The sequence below is a fragment of the Pantoea sp. R102 genome, assembly GCF_004916815.1.
GTDB lineage: Bacteria > Pseudomonadota > Gammaproteobacteria > Enterobacterales > Enterobacteriaceae > Pantoea > Pantoea dispersa.
On sequence record NZ_SDFT01000002.1, the window covers coordinates 1 to 21,576 of the forward strand.

The 21,576-nt window shown below is 58.6% G+C and carries 24 protein-coding genes, 1 pseudogene and 1 riboswitch; of the genes and pseudogenes, 6 read left to right on the forward strand and 19 right to left on the reverse strand.

The genetic code is table 11. The features are described 5' to 3' along the window. Positions 1 to 301 precede the first annotated feature (301 nt). From ERD80_RS00090 to ERD80_RS00100, 3 genes are all read left to right on the forward strand, one after another. On the forward strand, positions 302 to 1,219 hold the full coding sequence (locus ERD80_RS00090; protein ID WP_058759023.1) for a LysR family transcriptional regulator: 918 nt from the start codon (positions 302 to 304) through the stop codon (positions 1,217 to 1,219). A 500-nt stretch (positions 1,220 to 1,719) separates the two neighbouring features. After that, complete coding sequence (locus ERD80_RS00095; RefSeq protein WP_058781070.1) at positions 1,720 to 2,091, forward strand: type II toxin-antitoxin system RelE/ParE family toxin; 372 nt, start codon at positions 1,720 to 1,722, stop codon at positions 2,089 to 2,091. Beyond that, positions 2,075 to 2,374 (forward strand): helix-turn-helix domain-containing protein, encoded by a 300-nt coding sequence (locus ERD80_RS00100; RefSeq protein ID WP_021508926.1) that lies wholly within the window; start codon positions 2,075 to 2,077, stop codon positions 2,372 to 2,374. The genes ERD80_RS00095 and ERD80_RS00100 overlap by 17 nt, the downstream gene beginning before the upstream one ends. A gap of 77 nt (positions 2,375 to 2,451) precedes the next feature. Here ERD80_RS00100 and ERD80_RS00105 read toward each other — a convergent pair whose 3' ends face one another. From ERD80_RS00105 to ERD80_RS00140, 8 genes are all read right to left on the reverse strand, one after another. Continuing rightward, positions 2,452 to 2,919 carry a hypothetical protein gene (locus ERD80_RS00105; protein ID WP_058759022.1) on the reverse strand — a complete coding sequence of 156 codons (468 nt, stop codon included), beginning with the start codon at positions 2,917 to 2,919 and terminating at the stop codon, positions 2,452 to 2,454. A gap of 185 nt (positions 2,920 to 3,104) precedes the next feature. Further along, complete coding sequence (locus ERD80_RS00110) at positions 3,105 to 4,034, reverse strand: ABC transporter substrate-binding protein (RefSeq protein ID WP_059009262.1); 930 nt, start codon at positions 4,032 to 4,034, stop codon at positions 3,105 to 3,107. Positions 4,035 to 4,043: 9 nt separating this feature from the next. Next, the gene (locus tag ERD80_RS00115; RefSeq protein WP_058776076.1) at positions 4,044 to 4,778 is read right to left on the reverse strand and encodes an ABC transporter permease; all 735 of its coding nucleotides are present in this window, start codon (positions 4,776 to 4,778) and stop codon (positions 4,044 to 4,046) included. Then, on the reverse strand, positions 4,762 to 5,478 hold the full coding sequence (locus ERD80_RS00120; protein WP_021508922.1) for an ATP-binding cassette domain-containing protein: 717 nt from the start codon (positions 5,476 to 5,478) through the stop codon (positions 4,762 to 4,764). Before ERD80_RS00120 ends, ERD80_RS00115 begins: the two co-directional genes overlap by 17 nt. Further along, complete coding sequence (locus ERD80_RS00125) at positions 5,475 to 6,443, reverse strand: HesA/MoeB/ThiF family protein (RefSeq protein ID WP_021508921.1); 969 nt, start codon at positions 6,441 to 6,443, stop codon at positions 5,475 to 5,477. The genes ERD80_RS00120 and ERD80_RS00125 overlap by 4 nt, the downstream gene beginning before the upstream one ends. A 10-nt stretch (positions 6,444 to 6,453) precedes the next feature. After that, positions 6,454 to 7,212 (reverse strand): thiazole synthase, encoded by a 759-nt coding sequence (locus ERD80_RS00130; protein WP_010615680.1) that lies wholly within the window; start codon positions 7,210 to 7,212, stop codon positions 6,454 to 6,456. A gap of 3 nt (positions 7,213 to 7,215) precedes the next feature. Further along, positions 7,216 to 7,413: a sulfur carrier protein ThiS gene (gene thiS, locus ERD80_RS00135; RefSeq protein WP_127834999.1), complete on the reverse strand. Its 198-nt coding sequence runs from the start codon at positions 7,411 to 7,413 to the stop codon at positions 7,216 to 7,218. Continuing rightward, positions 7,397 to 8,341 carry an FAD-dependent oxidoreductase gene (locus tag ERD80_RS00140; protein WP_058781065.1) on the reverse strand — a complete coding sequence of 315 codons (945 nt, stop codon included), beginning with the start codon at positions 8,339 to 8,341 and terminating at the stop codon, positions 7,397 to 7,399. Before ERD80_RS00140 ends, thiS begins: the two co-directional genes overlap by 17 nt. A 127-nt stretch (positions 8,342 to 8,468) precedes the next feature. Beyond that, positions 8,469 to 8,588, reverse strand: a riboswitch (TPP riboswitch). Positions 8,589 to 8,753: 165 nt separating this feature from the next. Here ERD80_RS00140 and ERD80_RS00145 point away from each other — a divergent pair. Further along, a complete protein-coding gene (locus ERD80_RS00145; RefSeq protein ID WP_058770327.1) occupies positions 8,754 to 9,191 on the forward strand; it encodes a 6,7-dimethyl-8-ribityllumazine synthase in 438 nt (145 codons plus the stop codon). Positions 9,192 to 9,346: 155 nt separating this feature from the next. Here ERD80_RS00145 and ERD80_RS00150 read toward each other — a convergent pair whose 3' ends face one another. Together ERD80_RS00150 and ERD80_RS00155 are read right to left on the reverse strand one after the other, a co-directional pair. Beyond that, positions 9,347 to 9,556: a glycine zipper 2TM domain-containing protein gene (locus ERD80_RS00150; protein WP_031279978.1), complete on the reverse strand. Its 210-nt coding sequence runs from the start codon at positions 9,554 to 9,556 to the stop codon at positions 9,347 to 9,349. 253 nt (positions 9,557 to 9,809) lie between these two features. Then, positions 9,810 to 10,535, reverse strand: a complete 726-nt coding sequence (locus ERD80_RS00155) for a pirin family protein (protein ID WP_021508917.1) — start codon at positions 10,533 to 10,535, stop codon at positions 9,810 to 9,812. Between the two features lie 125 nt (positions 10,536 to 10,660). Between ERD80_RS00155 and ERD80_RS00165 the strand changes: the two genes are divergently transcribed. After that, positions 10,661 to 11,542: a LysR family transcriptional regulator gene (locus tag ERD80_RS00165; protein WP_136545476.1), complete on the forward strand. Its 882-nt coding sequence runs from the start codon at positions 10,661 to 10,663 to the stop codon at positions 11,540 to 11,542. Between the two features lies 1 nt (position 11,543). On the opposite strand, the gene ERD80_RS00170 is transcribed toward ERD80_RS00165, so the two are convergent. The 9 genes and pseudogenes from ERD80_RS00170 to ERD80_RS00210 form a co-directional block, all read right to left on the reverse strand. Next, positions 11,544 to 12,293 carry a hypothetical protein gene (locus ERD80_RS00170; protein ID WP_021508915.1) on the reverse strand — a complete coding sequence of 250 codons (750 nt, stop codon included), beginning with the start codon at positions 12,291 to 12,293 and terminating at the stop codon, positions 11,544 to 11,546. Beyond that, positions 12,290 to 12,793: a sigma-70 family RNA polymerase sigma factor gene (locus tag ERD80_RS00175; RefSeq protein ID WP_058781060.1), complete on the reverse strand. Its 504-nt coding sequence runs from the start codon at positions 12,791 to 12,793 to the stop codon at positions 12,290 to 12,292. The genes ERD80_RS00170 and ERD80_RS00175 overlap by 4 nt, the downstream gene beginning before the upstream one ends. After that, positions 12,793 to 13,347, reverse strand: a complete 555-nt coding sequence (locus tag ERD80_RS00180; protein WP_021508913.1) for a cytochrome b/b6 domain-containing protein — start codon at positions 13,345 to 13,347, stop codon at positions 12,793 to 12,795. The genes ERD80_RS00175 and ERD80_RS00180 overlap by 1 nt, the downstream gene beginning before the upstream one ends. Continuing rightward, entirely contained in the window at positions 13,344 to 14,390 is a 1,047-nt protein-coding gene (locus ERD80_RS00185) for a catalase family peroxidase (protein WP_136545477.1), read from the reverse strand. Before ERD80_RS00185 ends, ERD80_RS00180 begins: the two co-directional genes overlap by 4 nt. Before the next feature lie 76 nt (positions 14,391 to 14,466). Then, a pseudogene (locus tag ERD80_RS00190) lies at positions 14,467 to 15,679 on the reverse strand (MFS transporter). Between the two features lie 186 nt (positions 15,680 to 15,865). Beyond that, on the reverse strand, positions 15,866 to 16,813 hold the full coding sequence (locus ERD80_RS00195; protein WP_132463284.1) for an ROK family protein: 948 nt from the start codon (positions 16,811 to 16,813) through the stop codon (positions 15,866 to 15,868). Further along, complete coding sequence (locus ERD80_RS00200) at positions 16,810 to 17,676, reverse strand: ABC transporter permease (protein WP_021508909.1); 867 nt, start codon at positions 17,674 to 17,676, stop codon at positions 16,810 to 16,812. Before ERD80_RS00200 ends, ERD80_RS00195 begins: the two co-directional genes overlap by 4 nt. Continuing rightward, on the reverse strand, positions 17,676 to 18,596 hold the full coding sequence (locus ERD80_RS00205) for an ABC transporter permease (RefSeq protein ID WP_021508908.1): 921 nt from the start codon (positions 18,594 to 18,596) through the stop codon (positions 17,676 to 17,678). The genes ERD80_RS00200 and ERD80_RS00205 overlap by 1 nt, the downstream gene beginning before the upstream one ends. Before the next feature lie 18 nt (positions 18,597 to 18,614). Then, on the reverse strand, positions 18,615 to 20,150 hold the full coding sequence (locus tag ERD80_RS00210; protein WP_136545478.1) for an ABC transporter substrate-binding protein: 1,536 nt from the start codon (positions 20,148 to 20,150) through the stop codon (positions 18,615 to 18,617). A 285-nt stretch (positions 20,151 to 20,435) separates the two neighbouring features. Between ERD80_RS00210 and ERD80_RS00215 the strand changes: the two genes are divergently transcribed. Continuing rightward, positions 20,436 to 21,569 carry an ROK family transcriptional regulator gene (locus ERD80_RS00215; RefSeq protein WP_136545479.1) on the forward strand — a complete coding sequence of 378 codons (1,134 nt, stop codon included), beginning with the start codon at positions 20,436 to 20,438 and terminating at the stop codon, positions 21,567 to 21,569. Positions 21,570 to 21,576: the final 7 nt, after the last annotated feature.

Consider the following 21,576-nt stretch of genomic DNA (forward strand, 5'->3'; position numbering starts at 1 on the left):
CGGGGCGCCCGCGCGCACTTTGGTATCAACCGGGTTAACCGCAATCGCACTGATTTTTACCAGCAGATCGCGTGCGCCTGGCTGCGGTTTCGCCACGTCCAGTTCATACAACGCATTTTCATCTGAAATCGGTAAACCGTTTTGGCTATAAACAATCGCTTTCATGCAACAAGCTCCAGGTGAGTGAATATTTTCAGGGTGTTGACAGCAGCATAGCCAGACATCGCGCCGGGAAAAATGCCTGTTGCAGGACAACACTTTCACTCGTAGAGTGAAAATCCCGATAATGGCGAGAACGTCGATGATTCGTTTAGAAGATGTCACCCTGTTTGTGCGCTCTGCCGCGCTGGGCAGCTTTTCCCGCGCAGCGCGCGAAGCCAACCTGCTGCCCGGTCAGGTCAGCGCCGCCATTCAGCGGCTGGAGCGCGATCTCGATCGCCGCCTGTTTGCGCGATCGACGCGCAGCCTGCGTTTAACGGCGGAAGGCGAAAAGTATCTGCCGTTCGCGCAGGAGATGCTGGCGCTAATGCACGCCGGTGCAGAAAGCCTGCAAAGCCACGACGATGCCCTGAGCGGCGAGCTGAAAATCGCTCTGCCGTCTGACATCGGCCGTCATATTATTCTGCCGCTGCTGACAGAGTTTTGCCGGGCGCATCCGGCGCTCGGGCTGCGTCTCTCGTTTTCCGATCAGGTGAGTGACGTGTTCCGCGATCCGGTGGATATCGCCATTCGCTACGGTAAGCTGGAGGACAGCAGCTATGTCGCGCTACCGCTGGCGGAAGAAAACCGCCGTGTGATGGTCGCCGCACCCGATTATCTCGATCGACATGGCCGTCCGGAAAAACTCGAGGATCTGGCACAGCATCACTGTCTGCCGTTTGTCATGGGCGGCCACGTGTATGATAAATGGACCTTCCCGCAGGAAGGGATGCGGCGACAGATTACGGTGAAAAGCCGGCTGCTGTGCGACGACGCTGAAGTGGCGCGCCGCTGGGCGATTGCCGGAATGGGGATTGCTTATAAATCCTGGCTTGATGTCTGCGATGATATCAGACACGGCCGGCTGGAACGGGTGCTGCCGCAGCTGCCAGGTGAAAGCACGCCGCTGCATTTAATCTGCCCGCATCGCAAACAATTCTCGCCGGCGATTCGCGCTTTACATCAATTACTGCGTGAACATTTACGCACTCTGACGGCGCAAATCTTACCGGCGATTTAATCTCACCGCTGCGCCTCGACGCCATTAGCCACGCAATCCGGGCCAGCCATCAGGCGAATGCCCCTGCGATTTATCTTTAAAATTAAGGACGCGCGGCCGCAAGCGGATGAAATGTGGTGTCTTCTGAACCCGCGCATGAAAACGCAGCCGTCCGGCACCTCTGATAACCGTGGCACAGCATAGTAATCTTATTCTTAACAGGTAATATTTAACGTTACTTCACTGTATTCACGTTAATTATTCAGGACTGATGATGTCTCAACCCAAAGCGATGTCCGTTAATGCCCTCACCCACATTATCCTGTTCTTCCTGGTCATCAACGCGATTGATGTCGTGTATGCGTTGATGCACTGATGGCTTATTGCGCTGCGCTTTACCGCTGTTTTTTGCGAGCCAGACTCGAAAGATGAGATAAATTCCCCGTCACGGATTTTTTAATCCGCGAGCCTTGATAGACTGCAGACGATAAAATAGACTACAGACTATCAAGGATGGCATCGTGTGGCAGGTTGAAGCAACAGATCGGTTTTGGAAATGGTTGCAGGCTCAGGATGAAGCGTTGCGTCTCGACGTGCTTGCCGCCCTGAAGCTTCTGGCGCAGGACGGTCCGCATCTCGGTCGCCCTTTCGTTGATACTCTGATGTTATCGCGGGTGCCCAATATGAAAGAGCTACGCGTGCAAAGTAAAGGTCGTCCCATCCGCAGCTTTTTTGTTTTCGATCCGCGCCGCCATGCGATTGTGCTGTGTGCCGGCAACAAACAGGGTAAAAATCAGAAGCGTTTCTATCAGCAGATGCTTCACATTGCCGAAACCGAATACCATCATCATCTGAACGCAATCGGGGAAACTCATAATGAAAACCTTGGATGAGATGCTGGCGGCGCTGACGCCCGAACAGCAACATCAGGTCGATGAACGCGTCAGCCAGATGCGTCTGGAATACCAGCTTTATCAATTACGTGAGCAGATGCAGCGGACTCAGCGTCAGCAAGCGCAGGCCATGCACATTGCCCAGTCATCTGTGGCGGCGATGGAAGCGCGTGGTGCAGAGTTAAAAATTTCCACGCTGAAGCGCTACATTGAGGCGCTGGGTGGAGAGCTGACGCTGGGTGTAAAGATGCCGGGTGGCCAGCATGTCGACTTAATTATCTGACCGTTCAGGCAGAGCGCATAACGCCCTGCCCCAGACTTCGATCAACGGTGCCGACATCTGGCCCGCACCACAGTCAATCAGGAGTTGTTTGGCGTGGCAGCGCTTTCGCTGAACTGCGGTTTTTGCCGCGTAACGGAATAGACCACGTTTTTCGGGCCATTGGTGTCTGTGGTGACATCGACCGCAGGAATGGTCACTTTGCCAAAACCAAACAGTGTTTGCACGTAGCCGCCAATCTGGTGTTTACCGGCCGGAACGCGGAGCTCTTTACTCTCGCCCTTTTGCAGCAGTCCGGCTTCCTGCCCATCCACCGTCACGTACACGGATGAGCCATCGTCGGTGCGCGTCACCAGATGGGAGACATTGATGACGGTCGGTCCGCTGGCAAACGGCGAAGCGCTGTCGTTGTTTTCGACCGGAGCGGAAGCAGTAGCCGGGGCTTCTGCGGCGGCAGCATCAGCGCTGCTGTCGCTGGCAGCATGACGCGCGCAACCGGTGAGCAGGAGTGTGGCCGTTAACGTGGCCAGTGTGAAACGCGAAAACATCGTGACGAAAAACCTTCTGCTAAATGAGAAGTATTTATTTTAGCGTTACCCGCGCAGTGATAACAGTCACAGAAATCCAGTATTTTCCGAAAACCGGGGATGCGGGTCTCCGTTTGTCCCCCGGCCGCACGCAATGTCAACGCGCGCCGTTCTCCCGGCCTGGGAAAACGGCGCAAGCGGACGGATTACAGTGAATAGCGCGCCAGCGGCGCCACGGTGGTGATCAGCCCGTTGGCTTTCATATATTCACCAAATGCCTGATAACGCGCCTGATTGAATTCCGCACTGTGCGTTGCAAAATAAGGCAGCGTCGCCTGCCAGGCCTGATGATTGAGCGGCGTATCCAGTTCAGGGTAACGCTTAATGAACGCCTGCCACGCCTGTTGCGGATGAGCGCGCAGCCAGGCGATGCCCGCATCCAGCCCACGCAGAAATGCCGGGATGCGAGGATCGTTTGCCGCTGTGTTGCTGTTGGCCAGAATGATCAACTCATCGTAGGCCGGCACGCCGTAATCTTCCGGTTTAAACGACACCGGCTTTGCGCCTTTGTCCTGCAAATCCAGCAGCTCGTAGTTACGGAAGATGGTCAGCGCGCCGTCAATTTTATGCGTCAGCAGCGCGGAGACGGCGTCCATATTCAGATTTACCAGCTTCACGCTGTTAACGTCGACGCCCTGCGATTTCAGCATGTTGCGGATAGCCACATCTTCCGCGCCGGGAATCGCATAGCCAATCGATTTACCGGCGAAGTCTTTAATACTGTGGATATCGCCCGATACGGCTGTCAGGGTGTTCAGCGGCTGGTTAATAAGCGTGCCAACCCGGATTACCGGCACCTGCTTGTCCACCAGCGTATAGAGCTGTGGCTGATAGCTAATCGCCAGATCCGCCTTGCCTGCCGCCAGCAACAGCGGTACCGACGCGGAATCCGCCGGTGCGATCATCTCGACATCCAGCCCCTGCTGTTTAAACGCCCCGCTGTACTGAGCGGCAAAGATCGCCGCGTGGTTTGGGTTAATGAACCAGTCGAGCAGCAGCCGCACCTTTTCGGCTGCCTGCGCGTTGATGGTGGCCAGCAGCAGTAACGAAGCGATGGCACGAAGAAGTCTGTTCACTCAAGTTCCTTAGTATGATTGCCAGAGAAATTTTTTACGCACCAGCGCCACGGCCGCTGAGAGCAGCAGCGCCAGGCTCATTAACAGCAGCAATGCGGCAAAACTGGTGGCCGTTTCCAGCCGCGCGTTGGATTGCATCATCAGGTAGCCCAACCCTTCGCTGGCACCGACCCACTCGCCGATCACCACCCCAATGGGTGCCAGCACCACCGCCATTTGCAGGCCGGCGAAAAACTGCGGCAGCGCAGCCGGCCAGCGCACGCGCCAGAAAATTCGCCAGCGCGAGGGATACAGCGTTTGCGCCAGCTCCAGCCAGCCGGCAGGCGTACGGCATAAACCGTCGAACAGCGACAGGCACAGCGGGAAAAACAAAATCAGCGCCGCCACCACGACTTTTGACGCGATGCCAAAACCCAGCCACAGCACCAGCAGCGGGGCCAGCGCAAATACCGGGATGGTCTGGCTGGCCGTCACCAGCGGAAACAGCACCCGACGCAGTAGCGGGCTGGAAGCCATCAGCACCGCCAGCACCACGCCACCGCCGACGCCCAGCAGCAGCGCCAGCACAATTTCCGCCAGCGTGAACATTGCGTGATGCGCGAGCAGCTGCCGCTTTTGCCACAGAGCCTCCAGCACCGCCTGCGGTGCCGGCAGCAGAAATGCCGGTACGCCGTTGTGGCGCGCCAGCAGCCACACGCCCAGCACCACCGCGATCAGGTAGATACCACTACTCAGCTTTTTCATAGGAATTCAGTCGGGAAAAGAGTTCGGCCTGCGCCTGCAGCAGTCCGGCATCATTGAGCGCGCGCGGCACCGTACCGTTCGGCACAGGCCAGTGCGTCATCTGCAGCGGCTGGCCGTGCAACAGCAGAATGTCATCGGCCATACGGCAGGCTTCCAGCGGATCGTGCGTCACCAGCAGCACCGTTTTGCCGCGCAGCAGCGTCGCGGTCAGCGTTTGCAGCTGGTGTTTAGTCATCACATCCAGCGTGGCGAACGGCTCATCCATCAGCACCAGCTCGCGCTGCGCATACAGCGTGCGCGCCAGCGCGACCCGCTGCCGCATACCACCCGAGAGCTGTGAGGGCGCGGCTTGCGCCTCGTCTTCCAGTCCCACCTGCGCCAGCAAATGGTGCGCCCGCACGCGGTCCGGCTTCGCACCGCTTAGACGCGCCGTCAACATCACGTTCTCCAGCACCGTCAGCCACGGATAGAGCAGATCCTGCTGCCCCATCCATGCCACGTGCTGCGCAATACCGCTCAGGCTGCCCTGCTGCGGCTGCACTAAGCCGGCCACCAGACGCAGCAGCGTGCTTTTGCCAATGCCGCTGCAGCCCAGCAGCACCGTGGTTTTGCCGCCGCGCAGTTGCAAATTGAGCCGATCGCATAGCTGTTTTTCGCCCCAGGCAAAGCTCACCTGGTCAAAGCGGATGTCCTGCGTCATGGCCGGCGCGCCGCCAGAATCGCCAGCTGATTAAAGCCGCGCTGCGCCAGCGCGCTGGCCGCCTGCGCCGCCCGGATGCCGCTGGCGCAGACCAGTACGATGCGGCGATCCGCCGGTGGCTGCCAGGCGTCCAGTTCGTGCGGCAATACGCGCTCAACCCGATCGGCCACGCTGGCAGGCGCCTCTTCGCAGCTGCGCAGCTCCACAATGCAGTCTCCGGGTTGTAACAGGTGAGCATCAATAAACGGCACGCCGGGCTGGGCCGGTTCCTGTGCCGCATCAAAGCGGAACGAACGAAAGTGCCAGCTGACGAAGTCACAGTTGACCATGCAGCCGAGCGGTGAGGGTTGCAGCCCGAGCAGTACGCTGAGCGCCATCTGCGCCTGCATCGCCCCCAGCGCCGCCACGGCCGGGCCCATCACGCCAGCGGTGTTACAGTTAGCCGCGGAAGCAGGCAGCTGCGGAAACAGCGCACGATAGCTCGGCGCGCCGCCGCAAAAACCGCCAGCATAGCCCTGACGACCCAGCACCGAGGCGCTGATCAGCGGTATGCCTGCCTGGAAACAGGCATCAGACAGTTGGTAAGTCACCGCGAAGTTATCGGCGGCATCAATCACCAGATCGCACCCCGTCAGCGCCTGCGCGATATTGCTGGCGCTCAGCGCCTCGGGCACCGCTTCGATTTGCACCTCAGGATTGCGCTGCTGCAAAGCCTGCTGCGCCGCCACAGCTTTGCTGCGACCCACATCCTGCAGGGTGAACAGCGTCTGGCGATGCAGGTTATGCAGCGCGACCTGATCATCATCGTACAGGCACAGCTGACCGACGCCCGCGCCCGTCAGCTGAGGCAGCAGCGTGGCGGCCAGCCCACCGGCACCGGCTACCAGCACGCGGGCGCGAGCCAGTTTCTGCTGCCCGACGACGCCAATTTCCGGCAGCATCATCTGGCGTTGGTAGCGTTCCATTGCGCGCTCCTTAGTTCAGGTTAGCGAGGCCGAAGATCGGCGTTGAGGCCACGGCCATATCACGCTTCTCCATCAGCCCGGCATCGCGCGCGCCCTGCCCGGCGGCGATCGCCTGGCTGAACGCGCGCGCCATCGCCACCGGATCGCCCGCTTTCGCCACGGCGGTATTGAGCAGGATGGCATCGAAGCCCATCTCCATAGCCTGCGCTGCCTGTGACGGTGCGCCGATGCCGGCATCAATGATCAGTGGAATATCGCTGAACCAGGCTCGCATCGCCCGCAGCCCGTCAATATTTCGCAGTCCCTGGCCGGAGCCGATGGGCGCGCCCCACGGCATCAGCAGTTCACAGCCGGCGGCCAGCAGTTTTTCACCGACAATCAGATCCTCCGTGGTGTAGGGAAACACCTGGAAGCCGTCGGCGCACAGAATGCGTGCCGCTTCGACCAGCGCGAACGGATCGGGCTGCAGCGTGTCGGCATGACCAATCACTTCCAGCTTGATCCACGGCGTGTTAAACAACTCGCGCGCCATGTGCGCGGTGGTGACGGCCTCTTTGACCGTGTGGCAGCCAGCGGTATTGGGCAGCACGCGCACATTCAGGCCCGTCAGCAGCTCGCGAAAAGCCGCGCCCGCCGTGCCTTCGCGGCGCAGGCTGACAGTGATAATTTCACTGCCGGATGCGGCGATCGCCTGCTGCAAAATCGCCGGTGAAGGGTAGCCTGCGGTGCCGAGCAGCAAGCGTGACTGCGGTGTAAAATCGTAAAACATCGCTCAGCCTCCCTGCATCGGTGACAGGACTTCCAGCTGCCAGCCTTCCTGCAACTGCAGGCTGGCATACTGACTTTTCGGCACAAAATCGCCATTGCAGGCGGTGGCAACACAGACCGCATCGATTTGCTGTTCGATCAGCAATTCGCTGAGGCTGCTGGCCTCAGTGCTGATGGTGCGGCCGTTAAGCTGAATATTCATGGCTAACCTCCCCGGACAGGCGCTGCATCAGCTGTTCTGCCATCATTGGTGCCAGCAGAAAACCGTGACGATACATGCCGTTAAGATAAAAAATACCGTTGTGATAGTGGATTTCCGGCAGATTAGCCGGCCATGCCGGACGCAGACCGCTGCCGCTTTCGATGACGCGCGCTTCCGCCAGCGCCGGGTGCAGGGTGTAGGCCGCGCTGAGCAGTTCCATCATGGCGCGCGCGCTGATAGCGCTGGCATCGTCGCTTTCGATCATGGTGGCACCGAGCATGAAGTGGCCGTCGCGACGCGGCACCAGATAACAGGGAAAACGCGGATGGAGCAGACGAATCGGCCGGGAAAATGTCACCTCATGACTCTGCAGGATCAGCATTTCCCCGCGCACCGCGCGCAGGCCGGAGAGTTGCGCTCTGGCATGGATACCGCGACAGTCGATGATCTGGCCCGATGGCTGGCGCGCATCAAAGCGGACGCCGCGCAGCAGCAGTTTGTCACGCAGTTCAGCCAGCGCACGGCGCGGATCGAGATGTGCTTCGCGCGGGAAAAACAGTCCGCGCGCAAAACGGTTTTCCAGCGCCGGTTCGAGCGACGCCGGATCAACCCATTGATGCGCCGTTGTCATGCGCGCGAAGCGGTTTAACTCCGGGTTATCACGCGGCGGTGCCAGCACTAACGTGCCCTGATGCACCACGCTGCTGACGCGCGTTTGCCACCATGCCGCAGCATGCTGGCCGAGGGTAATTACGTCGGCTGGCGCGCTTTCTGCTTCACACCACGGCGCCAGCATGCCACCGGCAAACCACGAGGCAGGCTGACGCGCTTCATCATCAATGACCTCGACGGTTTCGCCGCGCTCAGCCAGCAGCGTGGCAACACAAAGCCCGGACACACCGCTACCGAGCACGCTCCAGCGGCTCATGAACAACGATCCGGTAAATAATCTGGGAAATTCACATCGGCCTCTCAGTGATAACTGAGACCCGCAGATACAGGTGAAGGGAATCGACGCCAGCGATCGGGCTCGCCTTTGCGCCAGACGGCTTTGCACATGAAGCCGTCAGTCTTCCTACGCCAGTATCAACTGGGTCAGGTTCAAAGGGTCGCTAAGCCGCGCAGTGCGCTATTAGCCTCTCAGTCTCTCAGGCGAGACTCCCCCGACGCGTCTATTTGTATTGCAGGCGCTGGCTGGCGTCAAGCAGCACGTTAACCGAACTGCCCGCGTTGTGGATCAAAATTGCAACATATGGTATACCAGACGGATAGCGGGTAGATGATAAAAAAGACTTTTTTATTATTCACTTATAAATTTTTCAGCTAATCATGGAAGCATTATGAATAAGTTTCGGGTGGCTTTTATTAAAGCAGGATGGCATCAGGCGATCGTGAACAACGCGCTGGTGGGCTTTGAGCAGGAACTGGCAGAACAAGGCGTCGAAAATACATTAACAAGCTATGACGTACCCGGCGCGTTTGAAATGCCGCTGCTGGCTAAACGCCTGGCCGAAACCGGCAAATTTGATGCGATTGTCTGCGCCGCGCTGGTGGTCGACGGTGGCATCTATCGCCATGACTTTGTCGCACAGGCCGTCGTCGATGGCCTGATGAATGTACAGCTCGCCACCAATGTTCCGGTGTTTTCGGTATCACTCACTCCGCACAATTTTCAGCCGGTCGATGCGATTGAAGCGTTTTATACCGAACATTTTATTAAAAAAGGCAAAGAAGCCGCACGCGCCGCTCTGATGATTCATCAGCTACAGATCGATTAATATTTTTTAAGCGGTAGCGGTAATAATTGATGGCCGGATTAAATAAAGAAATTTCTGGCCGATGAATATTTCAACGCGGGGCTATTGACGGCGGGTTATGAAGTGAAATGATTTCGCCAGCATTCCGGCTGGCGAAATCCTGAGTAGCGGTGAAATTAACGGCTGACTTCGTGACCAATCAGGCCGCCGATAGCCGCGCCGCCGAGGGTACCGAAGGTGCTGCCACCGGTCAGAACAGCGCCGCCCACCGCACCCACACCGGCGCCAATGGCGGTGTTGCGGCCACGATGAGACATGCCACAAGCCGTTACAGAAAAGGCTAGAACCAATACCACTGCGATATTAAAGCTGCGTTTTAAAACCATCAAAATCCTCATTACCATTAATTCTAATGGAATGTAATAGTGTTAACTTTGTTTGTTGTTTAGCCGCCAAATACCTGGCGTAGCGTGCTTATCCTGGAGGCAAATTTAAGGGGCTTTGCATTTTTGTGGAAGGTAAAAATTCCTATTTTATGCCGGACCTGTCAGGTGCTGGTTATTATTCGTACCTTAAGCCAAATAAAAAGGCATGGCGTGAAGGTTCACGCCATGCCTCGCTGACTTACCGCGCAATGAATTAACGCTGCGGATGATTAACTTCTACTGGTCGTAAATCAAACACCAGCACTTCAGCGTTGTTACCGTTAGCGAACTGCAGCGCCGTCTCATTGCGTACGCGCGCGCCATCGCCGGCTTTAAAGCTCACGCCATTCACTTCAATGCTGCCGCGCGCCACATGAATGTAAGCATAGCGATCGTTAGCCAGTTCCAGCGTCTGCTGCTCGGCACCGTCAAACAGTCCCGCGTAAATACGCATATCCTGACGTACGCGCAGCGAGCCGTTGTCGCCTTGTGGCGAAACAATCAGGCGCAGCTGACCGCGTTTGTCGGCCTCTGCCACTGACACCTGCTGGTAACCTGGCTCGGTACCGCGTTCTGCCGGCACAATCCAGATCTGCAGGAAGTGCACATTATCCTGTTTCGAGTGGTTAAACTCGCTGTGCGTCACGCCGCTGCCGGCGCTCATCAGCTGCACGTCACCAGGCACGATAACCGAACCGGTACCCATGGAATCTTTATGCTCCAGCGCGCCTTCCAGCACGTAGGAGATAATCTCCATGTTGTTGTGCGGATGCGCACCGAAACCGCGACCCGGTGCTACCTGATCATCGTTAATCACCAGCAGATCGGAGAAACCGGTCTGTTGTGGGTCCCAGTAGCTGGCAAACGAAAAGGTATGGCGTGAATGCAGCCAGCCGTGATCGCCTAAGCCACGTTGTTCGGACAGTCGTTGTTCAATCATGGTCTGCTCCTTAAATTTTTTTAGCTGGAGGGCGAAGGCCCTTCCCGTTGCTGACCAGTATACGTAAACTGATTTGCCCAACAATGCGCCTGGATGACAATGACTGTCACAGATAAGTGGACAATATGCAGATTGAAGATCTCCGGATTTACGTCGCCGTAATCAAAGCGGGCAACTTTACCGCTGCGGCTGAACAGCTGATGCTCTCCAAGCAATACGTCAGCCGACGCATCGCCGCGCTGGAAGAGTCGCTCGGGGCGCGTTTGCTGAATCGCAACACGCGCAAACTGTCCGTAACCGACAACGGCCAGCTGTTTGCCCAGCATGCGCAGCGCATTCTGGATGATATGCAGGAAGCCGAACTGGCGGTGTCTGGTCGTCGTCAGGTGCTGCGCGGCAGTTTTCGTCTCAGCGTGCCGATGTCGTTCGGCATCAGCCATCTTTCCCCTTATATCGCCGAATTCCTGAGCCAGCATCCCGGTATCCAGTTCCAGGTGGAACTGGCCGATCGGCATGTGGATATGGTGGGTGAAGGTTTTGATATGGCGATCCGCATCGGCACGCTGCCGGACTCCAGCCTGATCGCCAAACGGCTGGGGGAATTCCGCCGCGTAATTTGTGCCAGCCCGACCTACCTGCAGGGTGCTGGCGCACCGCGTGAGCCGGAGGATCTGCTGCAGCATCTCTGTCTGCGCTATGGACGTGAAAGCCAGACCGGCTGGGAGCTGTTTCAGGGCGACACGCGTAAAGTGCTGGCGGTCCAGGGACCGATGGTCAGCAATAACGGAGAAATGCTGCGTGATGCGGCCGTCGCCGGGTTGGGGCTGATCCTGCTACCGGAGTTTATCGTGGCTCCGGCGCTGGCGCGTGGTGAGCTGGTGACGGTACTGGATGACTGGCATCCGGCCTCGCTGCACCTGAATGCGCTTTATCCGCAGCATCGCCAGCGCAGCGAGATCAATCGGGTATTTATGACGTTCCTGCAGGCAAAGCTGGCAGGCAAATGAATCAGCCCACTTCGCTGCCTATCGCAGCACGCAGCGCCGGTGCGGCTTCGCCGCTCATCGGGCTCACCAGTGCATAGTTATAGTGGCGATCGCTCCAGTATTGCGCCACCAGGTTATCCGCCTGGCGCGACCCCTTTTCCAGCCGCACGGTTTGCGGGCGGATGTACCAGCCAACGCGCGTGCCGCTGGCGGTCTGATACAGCACCAGCGCCGAGGCGCCATGCTCATTCGCCATCAGGCGCGCGCCGATGAGCTGATAGCCAAAGCGCTCCAGATTGGGCGGCAGCGTACCGTTGATAAAATAGCGGCCCAGCCAGCTGGCCAGCTGTGTCGTCTGGTGGGTGCTAATGTCCATCGTCGCCTGCTGCGCGCCATCGCCGAATAACCGGTAAGCCTGTACCGCATCCTCCATCGGTAACGGATGATTCTGTAAGCGTTCAGTCATCTGCCAGCCGGACAGGCTGCCGATCCCCAACGCCAGCACCAGCGAGCAGGCCAGCGCCAGCCGCTGATAACGCTGCCGCGCACGCCGCTGGCGCAGCTGTGCCGGCTGCAGTGGCGTAAAGGTGGTTCGCGCCATATTGCGCTGCAGGCTTTGTTGCAAGCGCAGCTTGTCCTGACGCCAGCCCTCAACCTGGGCGGCGATGTCAGGATGCTGCACCAACCAGTCGCTGACGGCCTGATGGCTGGCACTATCCAGTTCACCATCCAGCCAGGCGTGCAGCTGGTTCTCATCGGGCGGGATATTCATTTTAATCTCCTCAACGTCACCGGGGCCGGCAGGCCTTCGGTCATGTGCTGCAACTGTTTTCTCGCCCGCGACAACCGTGACATCACGGTGCCCAGCGGAATGTCCAGCGTGTCAGCTGCTTCCTGATAACGCATGCCTTCCACGTTAACCAGGAGCAGCAATGCGCGACTGTCAGCCGGCAGACGGGCGAACAGCGCCAGCATCTCATCGGCGATGGCGTGATGCTCAGCCGACTCGGCAAAGGGCTCGGCGCGGCTGAACAGCGTCATAATCGCCTGCCAGCGCTTGCGGCGCCGTTCGCCATCAATGAACTGATGCCAGAGAATGGAAAATAGCCAGGCACGCAGACTGCGCGTGTCATCGCGCGCCGCGTCCAGTGCTTTGACCAGCGTGTTTTGTACCAAATCCTCAGCGGCCATGCGCTCACGCGTCAGCCCCAGCGCAAAACGCTGCAAATGCGGCAGTAATGCGCGGATTTCGTCATCGCTCAATGCAGACATTATTTTTGCTCTCGCACCCGGCGCAGGCCGGTCATGCTACTCAGCACGCCATCCCGTAAAATCAGACCATGCAGCAGCGCGGCAGCCAGATGGGCCAGAATCAGCGCGAACAGACTAAACGCCAGCAGCGAGTGTAACGGGCGCAGCACGGCATAACTTTCCACGCTAACCGGCAGCAGCGGCGGCAGCACCAGCCCCTCGCCAATTGTCACCGGAAACCCGCCTGCCGACAGCATTGCCCAGCCTACCAGCGGTTGCGCCAGCATCAGTAAATAGAGCGCCAGATGGGTCAAATGTGCCACCGTTTGCTGCCAGCCAGGCACCGACGCGGGCATGGCGGGCACACCATAGTAACGCCGCAGCCCGATACGCACGACTACCAGCAACGCGATCACCACGCCGAGCGGTTTGTGTATCGCCAGCAGCAGCGAATGGGCAGCCGAGATATCCGCCACCATCGCCACGCCGATAAATAGCATGGTCAGCACGGCCAGCGCCATCAACCAGTGTACGATGCGCAGCAGCGGATGAAACAGGGTTGTCTGGTGACTCATGATTTTTTCTCCTGCTGGCGCGCCTGTTCAGCCGTGCGCAGATTGAAAGATTTCGCGTAAGCGGCGGAGCGCGCGTTGAGCAGCGGATCGTCCGAACCGCTGATGCCCTGCGGCAGGATCAGCGGATCGTAATTGATGTCATTGCAGCTGCCGCCCTGTTGCGGGCTGCTGTCGCGCAGCGTTAGCGTACCGGCGACAACCTGCTGCCGATCGGCTGGCCACACCTTGCTGGCATCGTTCACCGCATCGCCGGGGTGAGCCACGCTGATCACCAGATCCCACTTCAGCGGTGCGGTCGCCAGCCGGTCGTGCAGGTCGCTCTGCAGATAATCCGGCTGCTGCTGAGCGGCGCTAATCGGCTGCCATGGCGTACGCGGCACCAGACTCCAGCGCACAAAGCGCGTTTCCCCCTGCACATTGGTAAAGCGGAAGGCATTCAGGCTGTTGTACTGCTCCTGTGCCCAGCTGGCGGCCAGTACGTGGGTTTTTACCCAGGCAAAGAAAGGTTTAACTTCGGGATGGGCAACGGTAAACGCCATCAGCTTTTGCGCATCAGGTTTGCCGGTCTGCGGCAGCGGTCGACTGGCCTGCTGCTGATCGTAAAAAGCCTGCGGCGTACTGACCGGGAAAAACGGCAGCGCGTTCATGCCGGTACGCCACTGCTCGCCGTGCGCCAGCTGAAATTCCAGCGCCAGGCTGCGCACCGGCACGCCATAATCCGGCGCGTGCGGATTACCGCCGGCAATGGCAAAGCGGCCAATCACCGGCACCGTACCCGGCTGGAAAACGCTGGCGCGTGACAGAAACGCCGCGTTGCCGCTGGAGGTAAAATCGCCGGTAACGCACACGCCCTTGGCATGATTGCGCCGGTATCCCGGATGCACACCGCTGTTTTGCTGCAGCGACTGCACCAGACTTTGCGCACTGAGGCGCTGCGGCGTCAGCCAACCGCCTGCAGCAAGAAACAGCACCAGCAGTAATCCGGGAATAATGACCACCAGCAGTAACAACGGCAGATGTCTGACCGTAGGTTTAAAGTTCATCTTAGCCAACTCAGTAAGGAAAAGTGGGCATAAGACGAACCAGCGCGGCGTTTATTCCCGCGCGGTAAAAATTATTTTATGGCGAGCGCCGGCGCGCATCGCGCACCGCAATGGCATGAATCAGCAGCCCCAGCACGGACAGAATGGCCCCAACCCAGCCGGTGGACTGCCAGCCCAGCCCGGCGGAAATGGTGATGCCGCCGAGCCACGCCCCCAGCGCGTTGGCAATGTTAAACGCTGAGTGATTAAGCGCGGCCGCCAGGGTTTGTGCATCACCGGCCACGTCCATCAGGCGGATCTGTAGCACGCTTCCCAGCGCCACCATGGTACCGACCAGCATCACGTTAAGCGCGCCCGCCAGCGCATAATGCGCAGCAAAGACAAACGCGCTCAATACCAGCAGCGACCACACCAGTATAATGCGGATGGTTTTCTCCAGCCCGCGATCGGCCAGACGTCCCCCCAACAAGGTTGCCGATAATCATGCCAAGACCAAACAGCGCCAGTATCGCCGGTACCAGATTCTCCGGCAGGTGGGCCAGTTCCATCATGGTGGGTTTAACGTAACTGAATACCGAGAACATGCCGCCGCTGCCAATCGCGCCAATCGCCAGCGTCAGCAAAACCTGCTTGCGCGTCAGCGCCGAGAGCTCGCGCAGTGGACTGGCCTGCTTGTCACCGGCCACATTGGGAACCCAAAGCCACACCAGTAACAGCGTCAGCAGCGCCAGTCCGCCGACGATGGCAAACGCATCACGCCAGCCAAACCACTGGCCGATGGCGGTAACGGCAGGTACGCCAATCAGATTGGCGATGGTTAATCCCAGCAGCACCATCGACACCGCCTGCGCGCGCCGCGCGCGCTCCACCAGTCCTGCCGCCACCAGCGCCGCAACGCCAAAGAAGGTGCCGTGCGGAAAGCCCGCCAGAAAGCGGGCCACCAGCATCGCAGGGTAGCCCGGCACGACAGCGCTCAGCAGATTACCCAGCGCAAACAGGCCCATCAGCGTCATCAGGAAATTACGCCGTGAAGCCCGCGCGCCGAGAATAGCCAGCAGCGGCGCGCCAATCACTACGCCGAGGGCATAAATGCTGATGAGATGGCCGGCCTCAGGAATGGTGACGTTCAGGCCTTTCGCCGCATCTGGCAGCAGGCCCATGATGACAAATTCACCGGTGCCGATGGCAAATCCACCGGTGCCCAGCGCGAACAGCGCTTTTGGCACGCTGTGACGCGGCAGCGAGGCCTCGTCCGGAAGCTGAGAAAATTGAGGTTGTACTGATGACATGTTTTTTTCCGTACCGCAGGTGAAAAAAACAGCAAAGAGGCTGGCGACAGTGTCTGTTCACCAGCCTCTTTGCTGCGGGTTTTAGCGCGTCAAGCTTAGCGCATTTAAGGTTGAATCGGGTTCAACGAAGTCTTGAGCGCAACACGGTAACCGAAAAGCGCCTGCAACGGGCGAAAGGGCAAAAGCTCAGGACGCGCTGAGCGCCTGCCGCGCCAGCAGCGCCGCGCCCACCATGCCGCCCTGGTGGGCAAACTCGCCCGGCACCACCAGCGCATGCGCTGTGCTGCGCAACACACAGCGCTGCACCGCATCATTAAGCGCAGCAATCAGCGGGGTGACCGAAGCCAGGCCGCCGCCTACCGCCACCCGCGACGCGCCGGTAATGTTAATGGTGTAGGCGAGCGGCTCGCTCACCAGTTGCAGCCAGGCTTCTATCGTCTGCTGCGCCCGCGCTTCTGCCTGCTGCCAGCGAGCAATGATTTCCACGCTGCTGGCGCTTTCAGCGTGCAATACCTGATGCAGCGTTTCCAGTCCGCGCGCGCCGCCGTAGGTGTCCAGACACCCTGTCTGGCCGCACGGGCACGCCTGGCGCGGCACGCGCACGCGACGATGCGCCAGCGTCACTTCCGTGAGGGTAATCGGCCCGTGGCCCCATTCGCCGGTCAGGCCGTTTTGTCCGGTAATAATGCGGCCGTCCGCCACCAGACCACCGCCCACGCCGGAACCGAGAATCGCGCCAAACACCACTTTGTGCCCTTTGCCGCTGCCGGCCAGCGCCTCGGCCAGGGCAAAGCAGTCGGCGTCGTTGTGCGCGATCACCGGCCGCTGCAGCACCTCACCCAGTTCCCGCGCCAGATTACGCCGGTGAAAAGCCGGGATGTTGCTGGCAAACATTTCGCCGGTTTGCGGTGCCACAATGCCCGCCGTGGAGATGGCGACAGCCGCCTGGCTGCTGAAATGGTTATGCTGCCCGGCGATCATCTCGCTGACTCTGGCGCAAAATGCCTGCCAGTCCGTCGCCGGGATTTTTTGCTGATCGAGCAGGGTTAGCCGATCCTGTGCATCCATCACGCCAAGCTTGATAAAGGAGCCGCCCAAATCGAGGCAGATCACGGTTGAGTGCGGGTGAGTCATAAACGTTTATCCATTACATCGCGCAGGCCGTCGCCCAGCACATTAAAACCGAGCACGGTAATCAAAATCGCCAGTCCGGGAAATAGGGAGACGTAAATATTTAGCCCGAGAAAGTTGCGGCCATCGCTCATCATGGTGCCCCACTCCGGCATCGGCGGCTGCACGCCGAGCCCGAGAAACGACAGACTGGCGGCAGAAAGCACCACCGCACCAGCCGTCAGCGTCGACTGTACAATCAGCGGGCCAATGGCGTTGCGCAGAATATAGTGCGTGATAATGCGCGGGTATCGCACGCCAAGCATATGCGCCGCTTCGATATACTCCATATTTTTCAGTCCCAGCGTCAGGTTGCGACTCAGACGTGCATATACCGGGATCGAGAACAACGAAATGGCGATCAGCATATTTGTCAGCCCCTCGCCGAGCACGCTGACAATCAGAATCGCCAGTACGATGCCGGGGAAGGCGAAAATAATATCCATCAGCCACATAATCAGCGCATCAATCTTGCGTCCGGCCAGCCCCGAGATGATGCCGAGAGGAATGCCGATCGCCATTGAGATGGCCACGCTGAGACTCACCTCAAATAGCGTGATGCGCGCGCCATAAATGACGCGGGCAAAAATATCGCGGCCGTAATCATCGGTGCCGAACCAGTGGGCAACGGAAGGTGCCTGCAACGTGTTCAACAGATCCTGCTCGATGGGATCCCAGTGAGTGATCAGCGGTGCAAAAAGGGCAGCCAGCACCACCAGCAGCACCAGCCCGCCTCCGGTCGTGATGGAAGGGTTGCCAAGCAAAAACCTCACGATCTGGCGGCGGCGCGCGGGCGGCGGCTGGAGAGACGTGTCGAAACTGTTCATCAGTCGAACCTTATTTTCGGGTTGAGCAAGCCAATCACTATCTCACCGACCAGATTCATCAACACCACGCCGGTTACCGCCACTAACGTTACGCCCTGAATCACCGGATAGTCGCGGTATTTCACCGAATCCACCAGCAGGCGGCCAATACCCGGCCAGTTAAACACCGACTCTGTCACCACTGCACCTCCGATCAGGCTGCCAAAATTCAGCGCGACGATGGTGACAATCGGTATCAGCGCATTGCGCAGCGCGTGTTTCCAGTTAACGCTGGCCGACGATAACCCTTTGGCTCTGGCGGTACGGATGTAATCCTGACTGAGCACATCCAGCATGCTGGAGCGCGTCATCCGCGCAATCATCGCCATCGGGAGAATCGCCAGCGTAACGGTCGGCATCACATAGTTGCGCCACGAATCAGCACCGAGTAGCGGCAGCCAGCCGAGCTGTACCGCAAAGTAGTTCATCGCCAGCAACGCCAGCCAGAAGTTCGCAATCGAGGCACCGGCAATGGTCAGTACCATGACGATCTGATCGGGAATGCGCTGCCGGTAAATGGCCCCGGTCATGCCCGCCGGCACGCCGATGGCAATCGCCAGCAGGTACGCCAGCGCCGCCAGCGACAGCGTGTACGGCAGGCGTTCGCTGATTTCGGTCATCACCGGACGCTGCGACTGCAGCGACAGCCCGAGATTGCCATGCAGCGCTTCACCGGCAAACCTGACGTATTGCAGCGGCAAAGGCTGATCCAGCCCGAGGCGCACGCGCATACTGTCCACCGCTTCCTGCGGCGCTTCCGGGCCGGCCATCAGGCGTGCCGGATCGCCCGGCAACGCGCGGATGGCGATAAACACGATGATCGACACACCGAAGATAATCAACGGCAGCGAGAGCACCTTTTTTGCGACATACGCTTTCATATCAATCAGCCATCAGCACTATTTCTTCACGGCATCACGGACCACAATCTGGCCGCCCGGTTGCATTGTCACGCCACTGATATTTTTGCGCGTCGCATACAGATCGTCCTGATAGTAGAGCAGCACCTGCGGGGCGAGTCCGCTGATCCGCTGCTGTGCCTGGAAATAGAGCGCTTTGCGCTGGGCATCGTCGAGCGTGGAGGCGGCGCTATCGATTAGCTCATCGGTACGTTTGTCGCTGAAGAAGCCGAGGTTAGCCCCGCCGGGCGCAAAGCTGCTGCTGTGATACAGCGGACGCAACTGCAGATCCGAGCCGTACAGCCCCGAGGACCAGGACGCCAGCACCGCGTCCGTACCCTGCGCGGCTTTCTCTTTGGCATCGGCAAACGCCGCTTTGGCCCATACGCCGCTCTCCATCTGGCGCACGCTGAGTTTGACGCCAATTTTGCTCCACATACCCTGCAGAACCTGCGCGGTACGTGCGTCAGGTGCCTGCACGGCAATCGACATGGCGAAGCCGTCGGCATAGCCCGCTGCCTTAAGCAGATCTTTGGCTTTCTGCTCATCATATGGATAGTCATGCAACGCTTTGTCGTAGTTGGCATCGACCGGCGCCAGTGGGGAATTGGCCGGCTGCGCATAACCAAACATCACCGCTTTTACCAGCGCCTGCTGGTCGGTCGCGAAGTTCAGCGCCTGGCGTACTCTGACATCGCTGAGGGCTTTACTCTGCGTATTGAGATCGATCCAGAATACCGCCGCGCCCGGCGACTGTTTTAACTGCACGCCGGGATTATTTTTTAACATGCCGGCAAATTGCGGCGGCACCGGGTTAATAATATCGACCTGACCGGATTGCAGCGCCATATTCATGACTGACGGCTCACTGCTCCAGGTCCATTTTATTTCGTCCGGCCCGGCAGACTTGCCCCAATAGTCCGGATTCTTCTGCTCCAGGACAAATTCACCGGATTTATACTGCGCCAGTTTATAGGGTCCGGTACCGTCGGCTTTATTATTGATCGTGCCGGCTTTGTCAGCTTGTGGACTCACCATTAATCCCGGACCGGAGGCCAGCACGGTTAAAAACGCCGGATTAATTTTCTTCAGTGTAAAGGTGACGGTTAAGTCATCTTTTTTCTGCACGTCCTGAATAAAGGTGCGAATTTTCCCACTTCCGGCAAGACCGCGCTTCGTATCCAGATGACGCTGAAAGTTTTCAACGACCGCATCGGCATTAAATGGCGTGCCATCGTGGAATTTAACGTTGGGACGCAGCGTAAATTCCCAGTGCAGTCCGCTGTCGTCGGCATGCCAGGAGAGCGCAAGGGCCGGCATGATTTTGCCATCGTCACCGAGCCGCGTCAGGCCTTCATACATCGGGTCCAGCACCGTGCCGGTAAAGGTCGCGGTCTGATTGCCCGGGTCCATGCTGCGCGGCGGTTCGTTTTGCATAATGACCAGCTGAGCAGCCAAAACCGATGCGCTGGAAAACGACGCCAGAATACCCGCGGCAAGTGTCAGTACCCTGAAATGCTTGAGTGTGCTTTGCATGAAGGCCTCAGTGAATCAGTGACAAAGAGTGAAGAGTCATTGCCCGGCAGGCAGCTGACCGTCAATGCGCGCCATCGCCTGCCATACGCTTTGGTTGTGTTAACGGCAGCAGATGAACGGGCTCGACGCTATATAAGGCACACTCTGCAAACAAAAGCCAAGATATCAGTTCATATATTTTACTTATAATTCGATCTGCATTCAGAAAATAAACTAAATACGCTTGAATTTGTTTTCAAGGCTGATTAATGTCGGCCAAATACAGCCTGTGCCGTGAGAACTCTGATGCTTAATGCTCATCAGCAACAAATTCTGCGTTTATTAATTGCTTCGCATGGCATGAGCCGCACGGCAATTGCGGAAAAAATGAAGCTGAGTAAAGCCGCAATCAGCACTTTAATCAAAGAGATGCTTAGCGCAGGACTGCTTGAAGAGAGCATTCCGGAAAGTAACGGTCAGGGTCGGCCTTCGGTGTTATTAAAAATGCGTGCCGACAGTGCCTATTTTCTCGGTGCGTCGTTGCTCGGTGACGATGTGTATCTGGTGCTGACGGATATGCACGGCCGCATCCTGGCCAGTACCCACATGCCGCTGAATCCCGATCCTGCGCTGCTGGCTGGTGCGCTGGCCGCCGCCATCCCCGGTCTGCTTGCACAAAAAGGCATCTCCGCCGACCAGCTTATCGGGCTGGGCGTCACGCTTTCCGGCTTTGTGGATGAAAACCAGGCGGTGTGCGTTCAGTCTGCCCTGCTGGGCTGGAAAAACGTCCCGCTGGCGGCACTGCTTAACGCGCAAACCGGTCTGGAGGTGTCACTGGAAAACGATGCCAAAGCTCTGGCGGTCAGCGAAAAGATTTTCGGCGTGGCGAAAAAGGCACGGAATTTCACCCTGATTTCCCACGGCGACGGCATTGGCTCCGCGCACTTCTTTCAGGGGCAGCTGCACCGCGGCGCGCACGGTGGGGCCGGTGAAATTGCTCACTGTACCGTAGAGCCCGGCGGGCGTCCGTGCCGCTGCGGCAAGCGCGGCTGCCTCGACACGCTGGCGTCGCTCACCGCGATGCGAGAAAGCATGCGCGAAAAACAACTGCCGTGCACCAGCGTTGCCGGACTGGAAACGCTGGCGGTGAAAGGCAATAGCGCCGCGATCGCCATTCTGCACGAGGCAGGTGACGCACTTGGCCTCGCCATCGCCAATATCATTCAGATGAACGATCCGGAGATGATTGTCATCGCCCATCAGCCGGATGCGTTCGACGGCCTGCTCAGAACCGTGGTGATGCAGGCGGTAGATAGTCACGTGTTGCCTTCAATCATGGGCAAGACGCCCATCGCCAGCATGGCGATTGATCAGTTGAGCTGGGCCCGCGCCGCAGCCAGTGTGGCGGCTTACCGTTTTATCGTTCACTTACCCGACTAGCGGAGTC